Source organism: Janthinobacterium woesei (genome assembly GCF_051380875.1).
Classification (GTDB): domain Bacteria; phylum Pseudomonadota; class Gammaproteobacteria; order Burkholderiales; family Burkholderiaceae_D; genus Janthinobacterium.
Window position 1 is genome coordinate 243059 of sequence record NZ_JBNYXW010000004.1, and the last position, 15462, is coordinate 258520.

Below are 15462 nucleotides of genomic sequence, written 5' to 3' on the forward strand. Positions count from 1 at the left end.
CTTTCTTGGAATCATGCTTTTGGATCAGCATGATAGCGGGGCTGCGTATTTCCTGCCGGGCGTGGCCAAAATGGGCCGCGCCCGGCAGCGAGCTCAGGCGTCGCGCAGCACTGTGCGAAAGCCGATATGCGCGGCGCCCAGGTCCGCTTCCTGCGCTTCGCGGGCCGAGGCGCGGTAGCGCACGCAAAAGTCGGGCGAACACAGGAAGGAGCCGCCCTTGATCACCATCGGCTGGTTCGGTGGGCGTGGCGTGTTGCCGCGCGATGCCGCCACCACGGCCGCCGTGTCGCCATTGGCATGGGCCTGATGGGCGCCGCTGTAGGCGTCGCGCGTCCATTCCCAGGCGTTGCCAATCATGTCGTACAAGGCAAAGCCGTTGGCCTGGTAGCAGCCGACGGGCGCCAGCCCCGCGTGGTGATCTTGCTCCGTATTGGTTAATGGAAATGGTCCCTGCCAGTAGTTTGCGGTGGGGCGGCGCTGGCTGTCGACGGGGGCCTTGTCCAGTTCGGCATCGCTACGCCCCGCCTTGGCCGCGTATTCCCATTCCGCTTCTGTGGGCAGGTCGCGCCCCAGCCAGCGCGCGTAGGCCAGCGCGTCGGCTTGCGTGACCAGGGTCACGGGCGTGTTGCCCGGCGGCGCGCTCGACGCGGGGCCGGTGGGATGGCGCCAGTCGGCGCCCTTCACATAATTCCACCATGCATACGGGCGCTGGTGTAGCTCGTCCGCCGTGGGCTGGTGGAAGACGACGGCGCCGCCTTCTTTTTCGGCCTGCGTCACATAGCCGCTCGCTTGCACGAACGTGGCGAACTGGGCGTTGCTCACTTCCGTCTGGTCTATCCAAAAGCCGGCCACCGCCTGTGATGCCGTGGCCGGGCGTTCATCGGGATAACCACGCTGGCTGCCCAGGGTAAAGTTGCCCGGTGGTATCCAGGCCATGCCCGCCTGACGCAGGCGGCCCCAGCCTGCGGGCAAGCCCGTGCCGGCCGCGCACAGCGCTTCGCTGCCCAGCGTTGCCGGCACGGGATGGGCGGCGGCCTGGGCCGACGGCAGCCTGTCGCAGCCAGCCAGGTGCAGGCTGGCCAGCAGCAGCGCCGCCAGGGGAGCTATGTGCTGCCTCATGGGCGGGCCGCCGCCGCTTTTTTGTCCTCCTTGGCGTCCGTCGGGAACTTGATGCCATAGAAGCCAGCGGGACGCAGCGGTTCGACGCCGCCCACTTGCCGCATATAGGTTTTCCACTGTTCCACGAGCTGGGCCGTCAGTTCCTGGTGCTGGCCTGCCACGTCATAGTTTTCGCCGCGGTCCGTGTGCAGGTCGAACAGTTGCCAGGCGCCCGAGACGGGGCCTTGCGGCGGCTCCGCCCAGACGGCCTTCCAGCGGCCATCGGCGCTGAACAAGTAGGCGCGGCCGTACGATTCATCGCCGAACGGCGCCGTATGCACGGGCCCGGCGTGGCGTTCCTGCAGCAGCGGCAGCAGCGACTTGCCCGTGATCGGGTAGACATGGCGCGTGCCATACACGACCTTGCCCAAGTTGCGGTCGCGTCCTGTTGTCGCATCGATGTCGGCCGGCGCGGCTTGCGTTGGCGCGGCGATGCCGGCCAGGTCGAGGAAGGTGGCCGTGTTGTCGGTCACGAACGTGAAGTCGCGCAGGGTGGCGCCCGGCTGCTGCTGGCCCGGCAGGCGCACGATCAGCGGCGTCGAGACGCCCCCTTCGTGGAAGTTGCCCTTGACGTTGCGGAACGGCGCCGCGCTCACCTCGGCCCAGCGCAAGCCGTATTGCAGGCGCTGCGCGCTGGCCTTGCCATTGTCGCGACCCAGCTGGGCATAGGCCTCGGGCTGGGCGTTGGCTTCGTCGGTCACTTTCGGGTCATCGCCGCTATTGATGGGCCAGCCTTCGGCGCCATTGTCGGACTGGAACATGATGAAGGTATTGTCGTACTCGCCGATATCCTTCAGGTGCTGGATCAGCAGGCCGATGTTGTGGTCGAGGTTATCCACCATGCCGGCATAGATTTCCATGTAGCGCGCCTGGGCCTTTTTCTCCAGCGGCGTCAGGCTGCTCCAGCGCTTGTTGACGGTGCCGGGGCCATGGTCGACATAGCCTTGTTTCGCGCCATGGTTGGCGTTCACATAGCGCGCCTGCGGCGTGTCGTTGTTGGCGCTGGCCGGCGTGCGTGCCGTCAGGTCGGGCACGCCGTCGAACGGCGTGAAGTCGGCAGGAATGATGCCCAGCGTCTTCATGCGCGCGATGCGTGCCGCGCGCACCACGTCGTAGCCCTGGTCATAGCGGCCCTTGTACTTGCTCAGGTAGGGTTCCGGCACCTGCAGCGGCCAATGCGGTGCCGTGTAGGCGGCATAGGCAAAGAAGGGCTTGCCGTCGCCGCGCTGCGCATCGATATAGCTGATCAGTTTTTTGGTATAGAAATCGGTCGAATAGAACGCTTCCGGACTGCCGCCCGGCGTGCTCGGCTCGCCGGGGCGCACATAGCGGCCGTCTTCCGTGTAGTTGCGCGAATCGGCAGGCTCGTGGCCGAAGTGATTGCGCGCTGCGCCCGGCAGCAGCGCGTAGCTGCGCTCGAAGCCCCACTGGTCGGGCGTCTTGCCCTGGTCGGCCGGACCGCCGGGAATGCTCGAACCCAGATGCCATTTGCCTGCCATGTAGGTGTGGTAGCCGCCATCCTTGAGCAATTGCGCCACCGACAGGGCACTGTCGTTCAGATAGCCTTCATAGCCGGGCAGGCCGCGCCGCTCGTCGCGCGGCGCGCCCATCGTGCCTTCGCCTACCAGGTGGTGGTCGGTGCCGGAAATGAGCATCGAGCGCGTGATGGCGCAGACGGTGCCCGTGTGGTGGTTCGTTAGCAGGCGCCCGCCGCGCGCCAGCGCATCGAGGTTCGGTGTCTCGATTTCGCCGCCAAAGGCGCCGATGTCGGAGTAACCGAGATCATCGGCCATGATGTAGAGGATGTTCGGCCGCTTGGCCGCCGGCGCGGCCGGCGTGGCCGGCATAGCCAGGATGGTGGCAGTGGGCGTCACGTCCAGCGCACCGTAGGCGCTGAGGGTGGCGGCCAGGCCGCTCAAGGCGAGGATGGCGCCGAGCTTGCGGCCGTGGCGGCGGGGAAGGGGAGTCGTCATGGGAACTTTCATCATTGAGGTGTATCAAATGAGGTGGAATGGAGCACAGGGTCACAGGTCGATGCGGGCGTTCAGCGAGATGGTGCGTGGCGCGCCCGCCTGCAGCGCGTTGGAGCCCGTGGAATTCCAGTAGACGCGGTTGGCCAGGTTGCTGATTTCCAGGCGGTAGCTGACGGCGTTTTCGCCGAGGCGGCTGCGGTAGGCGCCGCCCAGGCTGGCCAGGGTGACGGCTGGCACGCTCCAGGCATTGGCGCTGTTGGCTGCCTGCGCGCCCACATAGCTTGCGTTGGCGTGCAGCGACAGGCCGGGGACGCTGCGCACTTTGGCGTTCACGCCCAGCGCGGCCTGGAAGCGCGGCGTGCTTTCGACGCGGTTGCCGACGATGGCAGGACTGGTGGCCTGATAGCTGGCATCGAGCCAGGTGGCGCCGGCAGTCGCTTCGATGTCCCGCGTGAGATCGGCACGGCCATTGAGTTCCAGGCCCTGGTAGCGCAGTTCACCGCCCTGTATATAGATGCCCTGGCTGTTGCTGCTGTAGTCGGCGTACGCGGCGCCGCGCTTGATGCGGAACAAGGCGGCGCTGGCACCCCATTTGGCGTGGTCGGCTTTCAGGCCGAATTCCACCTGCCGGCTTTTCAGGGGCGCCAGCACTTCATTGGCATTGGCATAGACATTCGATACGGTACCGCCGTCTTCCAGTGCTTCCACATAATTGCCGTACCAGGTCAGGTTGCTTGAGGGCTGGTACAGCAGGGCCACGGTGGGCGTGACGGGTTTCTTGTGATAGCTGGTCGTGCGCGCACCGCTGGCGGCGAAGTTGTTGTTCTTATAGTCCAGATAGCGCAGGCCGGCCAGCAGCGACCAGTGCGGCGCGAATTCGACCGTATCGCTGATGAACACCGATTTCTGCGTGTAGTCGGAAATGGTGTAGAAGGCATGGCGGTTGACGTTCGAGGTATCGACCAGCACGGGCGGTGCCTGGTACAGATTGCCCGTGGTCTTGCTGCTGAAAATGCTCAGCGACGGCGTCACGTTGAGCGTGCGGTCCAGCGTCTGATAATTAAAGCCTGCAGCGATCTTGTGCACGATGGCGCCGGTATGAATGCTGCCTTCGAGCATGCCTTGCAGCGAGTCATACGTCAGCGTGGGCGCGTAGAAGGGGTTCAGGCGGTTGCTGTAGTCGCCCGACTGGCTGGTTAGATACAGCGTTTCATACGCGCTGTCGATGCTTTTTTTCGTGTGGCCATAGCTGAAATTGGCTTGCCAGTCGGCATTGATCTTCCATGCCAGGGCTGTGCTGGCCAGCCACATGGTCGAGTCGTAATAGCTGCTGGCGTAGGCGCCCAGGTCGCGCTTGCCGCTGACGGGCTGGGGCAGGGCACTGCGCACGGGATACACGGCCAGCGACATGGTCGGCACGCCGCCTTGCAAGTCGCGCTCCTGGTACAGCAGCTGCGCGCTCAAGGTCAGGCCCGGCTGCACGCGCGCGTCGACGGCCAGCGCGCCGGCCTTGCGGCGCAGGTAGGCGCCGTTATACGTCTCGCCTTGCTCGTGCGACAGGTTGACGCGGTAGCCATAGCGGCCATCCTCGCCCGTTCGCCCGCCCGCATCGATATGCTGGCTGAACACGCCGCTGTCCGTATAGCCGATGTCGGCGCTGAACAGCGGCTGCTCGACGGGCTTTTTCGAGACATAGTTGATGATGCCGCCCGGCGCGCTGAAACCGTACAAAAAGCCGGTGGCGCCCTTCAGCAACTGCACCGATTCGAACATTTCCAGCGGCAATTCCACGCCGTACATCTGGAAGGGCTGGCCATCGATCTTGTAGCCATTCGTAAAATCGAGGGTCAGGCCGCGCACGCTGACGGCGTAGGCGCTTTGCGTATAAGTGCCGCCTTTCGACGCCACCGAGGCATCGTCTGCAAACAGGGTGCCCAGGCTCTTGATCTGGCGGTCCTCGATCTGCGCGCTGCCGACCAGGGCCGTGGAAAACGGCGTTTCCAGGTCCGAGCGCGCGCCCAGAGCACCCGCCGCCAGCCGTTCCGCCGGGGCGCGGTCGCCATTGACGGTGATGACGGCCACGGGGCCGGCCGCGGCGGCGGCGATAGCCGATTCGGTCGTCGCGTCTGCCGTATCGCTTGCCGCCTGCGCCTGCAGGCCTGTGCCCAGCATCAGGGTGGTGAGGAGGCTCAGTGTCCGGTAGCCTTGCGCTGCCTGTCGTTGCTTCATTGCGTCTGCTTTCGTGTAAAGGATGCGGTTCATGTCATGCGGACAGGCGTGTTGCGGCCTGGCCAGCTTGGCCACTGAAGGGTGGTGAGGGTGATGCTGCGTGGTGCCCTGTGCGGATAGCAGGGCGGGGGAATCAGTGTTCCGCCCGGGCATGCCAGAGCGGTCAAGCCGTGGTAACGGCTGTTTCAACGAGGAACATCATAGAGTTCGGCTTAACCTTATGGAACGACTGTTTTCGTATAAGGTAAGCTGGTAAATGTTGCAGGCAAAAAAATCCCGGCGAGCGTTGCCGACGGCCGGGAAAAGGGTATACGGGTATAAGGGGATATACCTGGGAGAGAAAACTGAACCTTACTGCGCGCGCGCCAGTTCCGCGTGGACTTGCGCCGTGATTTCATACGAGCGCAGGCGGTGCTGGTGCTCGAAGATTTGCGAAGTGATCATCAGCTCGTCGGCACCTGTCTCGGCGATGAAGGCCGCCATCTTCGCCTTGACTGTCGCGGGCGCGCCGATGGCCGTGCACGACAGGACGGAGTCGAGCATGGCGCGTTCCTGCGGCCCCAGCTGTTCCAGGTAGCCGGGCACGGGCGGCTGCAGGCGCGACGGACGGCCCGTGCGCAGGTTGACAAACGCCTGCTGCATCGACGTGGCGCGCAGGTGCGCCTCGGCATCCGTGTCGGCGGCAAACACATTGAAGCCCAGCATCACGTACGGTTTGGCCAGTTGCGCCGATGGCTTGAAATGCTCGCGGTAATACGCCACGGCTTGCAGCATCATTTGCGGCGCGAAATGCGAGGCAAATGCATATGGCAAGCCCAGGTGGGCCGCCAGTTGCGCGCCGAACAGGCTCGAACCCAATATCCACACGGGCACCTTGGCGCCCTTGCCGGGCACGGCCAGCACGCGCTGGCGCGGCTCGTCGGACATATAGTCGATCAATTCGAGCACGTCTTGCGGGAATTGCTCGGCGTCGGACTGCAAATCGCGGCGCAGCGCGCGCGCCGTGGTCTGGTCTGAACCGGGCGCGCGGCCCAGGCCCAGGTCGATGCGGCCCGGATGCAGCGCTTCCAGTGTGCCGAACTGTTCCGCAATGACCAGCGGCGAGTGATTCGGCAGCATCACGCCGCCGGCGCCCACGCGGATGGTCTTGGTGCCAGCCGCCACATGGGCGATCACCACCGCCGTGGCGGCGCTGGCGATGCCGGGCATGCCGTGGTGTTCGGCCAGCCAGTAACGGTTGTAGCCCCAGCGTTCGCCGTGCTGCGCCAGGTCCAGCGTGTTCTTGAACGACTGGCTGGCGTCGCTGCCTTCGGCGATGGGGGCCAGGTCGAGTATGGAAAATGGAATCATAGTAGCGATATCGGGACGTGGTGGGAAATCACAATGGACGATTTGTCTATCCCCTGATAGCAGCAGGGTCAGCCTTGGCGGGGAAGACGGCTTGGACACATCATAAGGCGAATCGGGAATTTGCGTACTGATCGGTAAAAAACTCATGTTGATTGGAAAGCCGGCAAGGCAATGCTAGAGTGTGTCTCCCTATTGCCTGCGTCGTATCATGTCCAAGAAACTTGTCCGCCTGACCCTGCTCAGCTTGCTGATCCCATTCGCTTTTTCCGTTCACGCCGCGCCCGTCAGCGTGCAGGCGCAGGAAACGGCCCGCTACGCGCTGGCCACCTATCCCGAACCGCTGATCGCCAGCCTGGCAAAAATGGTCAGCTACAACACGGTGGCCGACCCGGCCGTGCCGTTTGCCGACAATCCCCAGCATGCGGGTTTCAAGCACTACCTGGGGCAAGAGGCGCAGCGCCTGGGGTTTGACTTTCACGATCATGGCCACGTGCTGGTGATCGGCATGGGCACTGGCAGGGAGCGCGTGGGCGTGATCACGCATGGCGACGTGCAACCGGTCAATCCCGCCAAGTGGGCCCGCTCGCCGTTCGAGCTGGACCGCACCAGCGAACCGGGCAAGCTGCTGGGGCGCGGCACGGAAGATGACAAGGGCCCCATCGCCACGGCCCTGTACGCGATGAAAGCCATCCAGGATAAAAAGGTGCCACTCAGCAAGCGCATCGAGCTTTACGTCTACATGGCCGAGGAGTCGGACTGGGAGCCGTTGAAACAATTTCTCAAGACCCACACGCCGCCGCAGGTAAACATCACCATCGACGCGGAATACCCGGTGGTGACGGCCGAGAAGGGCTACGGTTCGATCAAGCTGGCCTTGCCGCCGCGCACGGCCATGCCGGTGGGGAGTGGCCCCGTGCTGGCGAATTTGACGGGCGGCTTTTTCGCCAGCCAGATCCCGGAAGACGCCAGTGCCGTCATCGAGCACGCGCCGGCAACGCTGGAAGCGGCCATCCGAGCCCGCGCGCAGCAGCATCAGCATAAGGGCATGCGCTACACGTTCACGCGTGACGGTGAGCGCTTGACGGTGACGGCGCTGGGGGTATCGGCCCATTCGTCAAAGCCGGAAGATGGCGTCAACGCCATCAGCATGCTGGCCGATGCCCTGGCCGTGCAGCCATGGCAGGGCACGCAGGCGGCCGACATGCAGTCGTTCCTGAATGAACTGGTGGGCACCGGCATCTACGGCGAGCGCTTTGGCCAGATCGCCTACCGCGACGGCTTCATGGGGCCGATGACGGTGGCGCCGACCGTGCTCAAGCAAAATGGCAGCGCACTGGAACTCAATATCAACCTGCGCCGCCCGCAAGGCAAGACGAGCGAACTCTTGCAGCAGCAAGTGGCGGCCGCAGTGGACGGCTGGAAGGCGCGGCGCCAGATACCGGCGGCGCTGCAGGTGCAGATTGGCGAACCGTGGCTGCAGACGGCGGCGCCGCAGATTCCCACCTTGCTGTCGGTCTTCGAACATTACACGGGCATGGCCGATCCGCAACCGGTGGCCATCGGCGGCGGCACCAATTCGCGCTTGTTCCCGAACGCCGTCAGCTTTGGCCCAGCCATGCCGCACAGCGTCTACACGGGACATTCCGAGCATGAATTCATTACGGAAAAGCAACTGTTGCTGAACTTGCAGATGTACACGGCCGTGTTGATCGAGCTGGCGCAATAGGCGGGCGCACGGCGCGTGCCCTCTCGGCATGGGCAAGCTCAGGCCTCGGGCAGGGGGGCACTCTTGCCCAGGGCGGCAGCGGCCATTTTTGGCCAGAGGAGCGTCAGCAGCAGCGCTACCACCGCCGCGGCCGCCATATCGACCAGCCAGTCGCGCACCGAGCCGTGGCGATACGATAGAAAGCTCTGGATGAATTCGTCCAGTGCGCCCATGGCCGCCACCATCAGCACCGACAGCAGGGCGCGGCGCGCCATGCTGCCGCCGATGCCGCTGAACAGGATCAGCGCCAGCACGCCATAGCCGAAGGAATGCAGCACCCCGCCCGAGGCATATTGGCCCACGTCGGCGCGCATGCCGGGGATGTCGCCGATCAGGATCACCAGCAGGTACAGGACCAGTGCCGTGCGCAAGCGCAGGCGTTCGTAACGGTCGGCAAAACAGAGTTGGAGCAGTGGTGCGGGCATGATGCGTGAGGGGAGATGGAAAGGGAGCAACAATATCATGCGCGTGCTGGACGGCCATGTTTTTGCGCAAGGGCATGCCTTGCAGGCAAAAAAAAGCCCGCGGGGGCGCGGGCCAAAAACCCAAATGAAATGGGTCAAGAGTTGAGCGTTGCTCAGTGCTAACCATGTCGCCCGCCTTGCCGGCGCGCGCCACAGTCCTGAAAGGGAGTGGTGTGCCATGGCGGCACACCTGTCTGTAGTCAGGCATATCGGTTGCCTGTACAGCAGATGAAGCAAGTATAGGGGGCGAAAATGACGGGGCCATGACACGCCGCACTATTTTTTTGCGGCAGGCATAGTGGCCGGGAATGTGTTCTTCATGGCAGGAATGGCCATGCTTTAGGGGCGGGCAGCAAAAAAAAAGCCCGCTGATGAAAGCGGGCTTAAAACTATTTTCTTGGAGGAGAATAGTGGAGACAGGTGCATTATGCTGCGTCGCACGATATATGTCTAATGGTCTTTTCAGATATCCATTATCGTTTTTTGATATAACTGCGCCATCTACCCTTATTCCTTCACGGCCACCGTGTAGTTCAGCGCCATGCGTCCGCCATCGACATAGATGGTCTGGCCCGTCATGTAGGTGGCGTCGTCGCTGGCGAGAAAGGCGGCGATGCCGGCCACTTCTTCCGGTTCGCCGCAGCGGCCCAGCGGCGTGCGCGAGAGGATGGTGTGGCGCGCTTGCGGGCTCGACAACACTGCCTGCTTGGCCAGTTCCGTCAGGATGGTGCCCGGGCCGATGCCGTTCACGCGCACGCCGTGGGGCGCCAGGTTCAGGGCCATGACCTTGGTCAGCTGGTTGATGGCGCCCTTCGACACCACGTACGGCACCTGGTTCGGGATCGCCAGCTTCGCATTGACGCTGGACATGTTGATGATGCAGCCGCTGTTGCGCTTGACCATCTCGCGCGCCACGGCCTGGCCGCACAGGAACATCGATTTCAGGTTGATGCGCATGACGCGGTCGAAATCGTCCTCGCATACATCGAGGAAATCGGCGGCATGCGTGACGCCCGCGTTGTTGACGAGAATGTCGATGTGGCCGAAGTGGGCCAGGGTTTCCTTCAGCATGGCGTCGACATCGGCCTTCTGGCTGACGTCGGCGCAGAAAAAACGCGCCTGGGGACCCAGTGCGGCGGCCGCCTGCGCGCCTTCTTCCTTGATGTCGACCAGCATCACCTGCGCCCCTTCGGCGATCAGGCGGGTGGCGCAGGCCAGGCCGATGCCTTGCGTGGCGCCCGTGACGATGGCGGTTTTATGGGCGAGTTTCATGATGGCTCCCGGGCAGGAATCAAAGGAGGATAGCGTCGTTCGGCAACTGGTTGCCGCGTGTTCCATCGGACGGAAAGTGACTTTGCAGCAAAGTATTTAGCTGCTGTAAGGCTTCCAGGGTGCTGTCGTGGTAATTGCCATCCTTGAAACCCCCGGTCATGGTGCGGCATACGCCTTGCCATTGCTCCGGCGTCACGCGCCGGCCCACGTTGCGGTCGGCCACGATATCGACCTGGTGCTCGGCCAGGTTGATGTAGATCAGCACGCCAACATTGTCTTCCGTATCCCACACGCCATACTGGGCGAACAGTTCACGCGCGCGCTCCCGGTTGCTCACGCCCTGGTACGCCATGCCAGGCGTCAGGGCCGCTTCGACGATCAGGCGCACTTCCGCCTGGTGCATCTTTTCGCCATCGGCGATGGCCGCCTCGATGCCTTTCAGGGTGCGTTCAGGAAACGCATGGCGCGCCGTCGCCGGCGTGCCGCGCAAATGCTTCAATGCCCGTCCGCAACGCTGTCCAAACGATAGTTGTTTCGTCATTACCAATCTCCCGAGGCGCCGCCGCCGTCAAAACCGCCGCCGCCGCCACCGAAACCACCGCCGCCGCCAAATCCGCCGCCGCCGCCGAAGCCGCCACCACCGCGGTTATTCAGCGCCTGGCTCAATATGCTGCCCAGCACCACGCCCGTGGCGCCGCTGGTCCAGTTGCTGCCGCGCTGCAGCCGCGTAGGCCCGCCGCGCGAGCGCAATACTGTCAGCACGATGAGAAAACCGAAGAACAGCAGCGGCAGCCAGAAGGTCAGGCCACCCGCTGCCACCGTCGCTGGCGCTTTTTGCTGCGCCGGGGCGGGGAATTGCTCCTGGTTCAGCAAGGTGGCAATCGCGCCCACGCCGGCCACCAGGCCGCCGTAGTAATCATTTTGCTTGAAATGCGGCGCAATCACGTCTTGCAGGACGCGTTTCGACTGGGCGTCCGTCAGCACGCCCTGCACGCCACGGCCCGCTTCGATGCGCAGCCGGCGCAAGGCCGGCGGATTGTCTTTCGCCACCATCAGCAGCACGCCGTCATCGACGCCCTTGCGGCCCAGCTTCCAGGCATCCGTCACGCGGATGCTGTATTGCTCGATCGCTTCGGGCGCCGTGCTCTTGACCAGCAGCACGGCGATCTGGCTGCCCGTCTTGGCTTCGTAGTCGGCCAGCACGCCTTCCAGCGCCGCCTTTTGCTTGGCGTCGAGCATGCCGGCGTCGTCCGTCACGCGCGCCGCCAGCGGCGGCACTGCCACCAGATCCTGCGCGCTGGCCGGGAGCATCGTCCACAGCAGCAGCGCCGTTGCCAGCGCCGCCAGAGATGACCAGGCTTTCATCTTATTTGCCGAAGTCGACGGTTGGCGCGGTCGAGATGGCTTTTTCATTCTCCACCGTGAATGATGGCTTGACCTTGTAGCCAAAGATCATGGCCGTGATGTTGTTCGGGAAACTGCGCGCATGGACGTTGTAATCTTGCACAGCAGTAATGTAACGCTGGCGCGCCACGGTGATGCGGTTTTCCGTGCCTTCCAGCTGCGACTGCAAGTCGCGGAAGCTGGTATCGGCCTTCAAATCCGGATATTTTTCGACCACTACCATCAAGCGCGACAGGGCCGACGACAATTGCCCCTGCACTTGCTGGAACTTGGCAAACGCGGCCGGATCGTTCAGCACTTCGGGCGTGATCTGGAAGCTGGTGGCGGCAGAGCGCGCCTTGGTCACCGCTTCGAGCGTTTCGCGCTCGTGCGTGGCATAGCCCTTGACGGTGTTTACCAGATTGGGGATCAGGTCGGCGCGGCGCTGGTACTGGTTGACCACTTCGCCCCAGGCGGCCTTGGTCGCCTCGTCCTTGGTCTGGAAGTCGTTGTAGCCGCAGCCCGTCAGGATGCCGGCCAGGACGCTGACGCTCAGCGCCAGGCGCAGCCATTTGGTGATTTGATTGGTAATTTGCATGATAGGTTCCGTGCGTAATGGGAGGTGAGGCAAATATACCTGAAACAGCCCGCGATGTCGGTTTAATAAGCGCGCCAAGCCGCTCTGGCGCCGGGGTTCACTGCAGTGGCAACCCTGCGCCGCGTTACAATACGGGGTTTGCAACTGAATATAGAGAAGGTGTGCCGTGAATTTCATCAATAAATTATCCGCCGCGTGGACGGCCAATAATTCCCTGCTGTGCGTGGGACTGGACCCCGACCTGGCGAAAATGCCGGCGGAACTGCGCGATGCGCCCGATGGAATCACCACCTTTTGCACGCGCATCATCGACGCCACGGCCGACGTGGCCTGCGCCTTCAAGCCGCAAATCGCCTATTTTGGCGCGCTAGGTGCGGAAAAGCAGCTGGAAGACATCTGCCGCTACGTGCGCGAGCAGTATCCGCACATCCCGCTGATCCTCGACGCGAAACGGGGCGATATCGGCGCCACGGCCACGCAATACGCGCGCGAAGCGTTCGAGCGCTACGGCGCTGACGCCGTCACCGTCAACCCCTACATGGGCGAGGATTCGCTCGACCCCTACCTGGCGTGGACCGATCGCGGCGTGATCATCCTGTGCCGCACCTCGAACCCGGGCGGCTCCGACCTGCAATTTCTCGACACGGACGGCGTGCCGCTGTACCAGCGCGTGGCGCGCCTGGTGGCTGAAAAGTGGAACAAGAATGGCCAGTGCGCGCTCGTCGTCGGCGCCACCTTCCCTGAAGAACTGGCGCAAGTGCGCGCCATCGTCGGCGACATGCCGCTGCTGGTGCCCGGCATCGGCGCCCAGGGTGGCGACATTGCCGCCACCGTCGGCGCAGGCCAGACGGCGAACGGCATGGGCATGATGATCAGCTCTTCGCGCGCCATCATCTACGCCAAGCCGCAGGACGGCGAAGATTTCGCCGCCGCCGCGCGCCGCGTGGCCATTGAAACGCGCGATGCGATCAATCAACACCGCGCGGCTTAAGGCTTAAGAGCGCCATCAACAATGCAAAATGCCGGGCTAGCCCGGCATTTTGCATTTAGTCACGCTGCGGCGCGACGATTTCCGCGTAATCGTACAACTCGCCCAAAATTTCTTCTCCCCGCTCATCGACCGATTCCGACAGCACGTCGATCTCCGTAAACAGCATTTCGATGGTGCGGGCGCCGCCGCCGCCGTCGAACAGGCGGGCGGCGCGGTGCTGTTCCCAGCGCAGGCTTTCCGCTTCGCTCAGGGTTTGCGGGAAATTACGGGCGCGGTAGCGGAACAGCAATTCCTGCAGGCGCTCGTCGGCAAACGAGGGGCGGGCGGCGGCCAGCTTGGCCGGCGTCTCGCGGCGCAAGGATTCGAGCAGGCGGCGGTCATCGTTGCTGACAAAGCCGTTGTACAGATCTTCATCCACGTCCACGGCGCCGGCAGTACTTGCGCCCGGGCGCTGGAACACTTCGGCCCAGATGGCGTCCATGTTCGGCGCCGTGGCGGCCAGCCGGGCGTTGGCGCGGGCGGCGTCTACATCGATACCCCATTGCGCCGCCATGGCGGGCGACAGGGTCTTCAAGTTGCTAACCAGCATGGGCGACTTGTTCAGATGCACGCTTTTCACGGGCAGGCGCGTCATGCCTTCGGGCATGGCATCCTTGCGCGTGAACAAGCGCGTGCGGATGGTGTCGGCGTCCAGGGCAAACAGTTCGCGCGGGTCGTACTCACAATCCCAGACGAGAATCTCGTTCTTGTTGCCCGGATGCGTGGCCAGCGGCCAGACGATGCCCAGGCAGCCCCGTTCGGCGGGGAACATGCCCGACACGTGCAGGAAAGGCTGGCGCTCGGCTGCTGCCAGGTGCATGCCCATTTCGCTGGCGACCTTGTCCTTCTTGTGCAGCGCCAGGCAGAATTCGAACAGTTTTGGCTGTTTTTGCTTGATCAGGCGCGCCAGGGCGATGGTGGCGCGCACGTCGGACAAGGCATCATGCGCCGCTTCGTGGGCCAGGCCATTGGCCTTGCTCAAGTGTTCCAGCTTGAAACTGGTCTGGCCATCGTCGCGCTTGGGCCAGGCGATGCCTTCCGGGCGCAGCGCGTGCGTCATGCGCACCACGTCGAGGATGTCCCAGCGGCCGCAATGGTTCTTCCATTCGCGCGCATACGGATCGATCAGGTTGCGCCAGAACAGGAAACGCGTGACTTCATCGTCGAAGCGGATGGTGTTGTAGCCCACGCCGATGGTGCCCGGCTCCGAGAACGCCGCCTCGATGGTGGCGGCGAACTGCTGCTCGGGCACGCCCAGTTGCAGGCATTGCTGCGGCGTGATGCCCGTGATCAGGCACGACTGCGGATCGGGCAGGAAATCATTGGCAGGCTGGCAATACAGCATGATGGGATCGCCGATCTCGTTGAGTTCGGCATCCGTGCGGATAGCGGCGAACTGGGCCGGACGGTCGCGGCGCGGCTGGATGCCAAAGGTTTCGTAGTCGTGCCAAAGAAAGGTCTGGGTAGTCATTGATGGTCGTTGCTTAATGTTGCTAATGGTTATCTGGGCCGCAAAAAAGGCGCCGCTTCAGTTTTCTGAAAACCTGCCGATACTACACGAGAGGGTGGTCATCGTTGCGGTACTCGCATGGTGGCATATATTGCCCGTTCAAGGAGGCTTATCGTGTCAATTCCCATCACCGCAGGCAGCAATTCCGCCGCTTCCCTGAGTTCCGTCAGTAGCAGTGCTGCCGGCAAGGAAGATAAAGTCCAGCAGAAGGACGCCAGCAGCACTGAAATGAGCGTCAATACCCGTGCACGGCTACAATTGAACGCGTCCATCATGCAGGCGTCGCTGAATGTGTCGATCGGCGCGCAGAACGATCCGCTGGCGCTGGTCTACAAATCGGCCATCACCAGCATCAATGAAGCGCTGCAGGGCCAATATGGCGACGATGCCATCGAGAACGCGGCTTCGCAAGACAACAGCGCCGAAGCGACGGCGAGCCGCATTGTAGCGCTGTCGACGGGGTTTTTTGAAGCCTACAAGAAACAGAATCCCGGCCAGGATGAGGATGCCGCCCTGGCGAAATTCATGGACACCATCAGTGGCGGCATGGAAAAAGGCTTCAAGGAAGCGCGCGACATCCTGGACGGCTTGAAAGTACTGGGCGGCGATATCGCCAGCAATATCGACAAGACGTATGCGCTGGTGCAAAAGGGCTATGCGGATTTTGTCGCCGCGCACGGCAGCAAGAAGGATGAGGCCGCCACGCCGGCCGACAGTAAGGCAGCCTGAT

General features: G+C 63.4%; 13 protein-coding genes. 3 read left to right on the plus strand and 10 right to left on the minus strand.

What is annotated here, in order from left to right; all coding sequences use genetic code 11:
* Window positions 1–93: 93 nt before the first annotated feature.
* The 4 genes from ACQ4W6_RS05810 to ACQ4W6_RS05825 form a co-directional block, all read right to left on the minus strand.
* On the minus strand, window positions 94–1119 hold the full coding sequence (locus ACQ4W6_RS05810) for a formylglycine-generating enzyme family protein (RefSeq protein WP_436566232.1): 1026 nt from the start codon (window positions 1117–1119) through the stop codon (window positions 94–96).
* The gene (locus ACQ4W6_RS05815) at window positions 1116–3131 is read right to left on the minus strand and encodes an arylsulfatase (RefSeq protein ID WP_436566233.1); all 2016 of its coding nucleotides are present in this window, start codon (window positions 3129–3131) and stop codon (window positions 1116–1118) included. Before ACQ4W6_RS05815 ends, ACQ4W6_RS05810 begins: the two co-directional genes overlap by 4 nt.
* A gap of 51 nt (window positions 3132–3182) precedes the next feature.
* Window positions 3183–5360: a TonB-dependent siderophore receptor gene (locus ACQ4W6_RS05820; protein ID WP_436566234.1), complete on the minus strand. Its 2178-nt coding sequence runs from the start codon at window positions 5358–5360 to the stop codon at window positions 3183–3185.
* A gap of 351 nt (window positions 5361–5711) precedes the next feature.
* Complete coding sequence (locus ACQ4W6_RS05825; protein WP_436566235.1) at window positions 5712–6710, minus strand: LLM class flavin-dependent oxidoreductase; 999 nt, start codon at window positions 6708–6710, stop codon at window positions 5712–5714.
* A gap of 208 nt (window positions 6711–6918) precedes the next feature.
* Between ACQ4W6_RS05825 and ACQ4W6_RS05830 the strand changes: the two genes are divergently transcribed.
* Complete coding sequence (locus ACQ4W6_RS05830; RefSeq protein WP_436566236.1) at window positions 6919–8436, plus strand: dipeptidase; 1518 nt, start codon at window positions 6919–6921, stop codon at window positions 8434–8436.
* 38 nt (window positions 8437–8474) lie between these two features.
* Here ACQ4W6_RS05830 and ACQ4W6_RS05835 read toward each other — a convergent pair whose 3' ends face one another.
* The 5 genes from ACQ4W6_RS05835 to ACQ4W6_RS05855 all read right to left on the minus strand — a co-directional run bounded on the left by ACQ4W6_RS05835 (window position 8475) and on the right by ACQ4W6_RS05855 (window position 12192).
* On the minus strand, window positions 8475–8900 hold the full coding sequence (locus tag ACQ4W6_RS05835; RefSeq protein ID WP_436566237.1) for a VanZ family protein: 426 nt from the start codon (window positions 8898–8900) through the stop codon (window positions 8475–8477).
* Window positions 8901–9446: 546 nt separating this feature from the next.
* The gene (locus ACQ4W6_RS05840) at window positions 9447–10211 is read right to left on the minus strand and encodes an SDR family NAD(P)-dependent oxidoreductase (RefSeq protein WP_436566238.1); all 765 of its coding nucleotides are present in this window, start codon (window positions 10209–10211) and stop codon (window positions 9447–9449) included.
* A 19-nt stretch (window positions 10212–10230) separates the two neighbouring features.
* Window positions 10231–10752, minus strand: coding sequence for a TPM domain-containing protein (locus ACQ4W6_RS05845; protein WP_436566239.1), 522 nt, complete (start codon window positions 10750–10752; stop codon window positions 10231–10233).
* On the minus strand, window positions 10752–11576 hold the full coding sequence (locus ACQ4W6_RS05850; protein WP_436566240.1) for a TPM domain-containing protein: 825 nt from the start codon (window positions 11574–11576) through the stop codon (window positions 10752–10754). The genes ACQ4W6_RS05845 and ACQ4W6_RS05850 overlap by 1 nt, the downstream gene beginning before the upstream one ends.
* A 1-nt stretch (window position 11577) precedes the next feature.
* Window positions 11578–12192: a LemA family protein gene (locus ACQ4W6_RS05855; RefSeq protein ID WP_436566241.1), complete on the minus strand. Its 615-nt coding sequence runs from the start codon at window positions 12190–12192 to the stop codon at window positions 11578–11580.
* A gap of 166 nt (window positions 12193–12358) precedes the next feature.
* Here ACQ4W6_RS05855 and pyrF point away from each other — a divergent pair, with 166 nt between their 5' ends.
* Window positions 12359–13183, plus strand: a complete 825-nt coding sequence (pyrF, locus tag ACQ4W6_RS05860; RefSeq protein WP_436566242.1) for an orotidine-5'-phosphate decarboxylase — start codon at window positions 12359–12361, stop codon at window positions 13181–13183.
* 55 nt (window positions 13184–13238) lie between these two features.
* Here the strand turns inward: pyrF and sbcB are convergent, their stop codons facing one another.
* Window positions 13239–14693, minus strand: coding sequence for an exodeoxyribonuclease I (gene sbcB, locus ACQ4W6_RS05865; protein WP_436566243.1), 1455 nt, complete (start codon window positions 14691–14693; stop codon window positions 13239–13241).
* Between the two features lie 153 nt (window positions 14694–14846).
* Here sbcB and ACQ4W6_RS05870 point away from each other — a divergent pair, with 153 nt between their 5' ends.
* The gene (locus ACQ4W6_RS05870; RefSeq protein ID WP_436566244.1) at window positions 14847–15461 is read left to right on the plus strand and encodes a DUF5610 domain-containing protein; all 615 of its coding nucleotides are present in this window, start codon (window positions 14847–14849) and stop codon (window positions 15459–15461) included.
* Window position 15462: the final 1 nt, after the last annotated feature.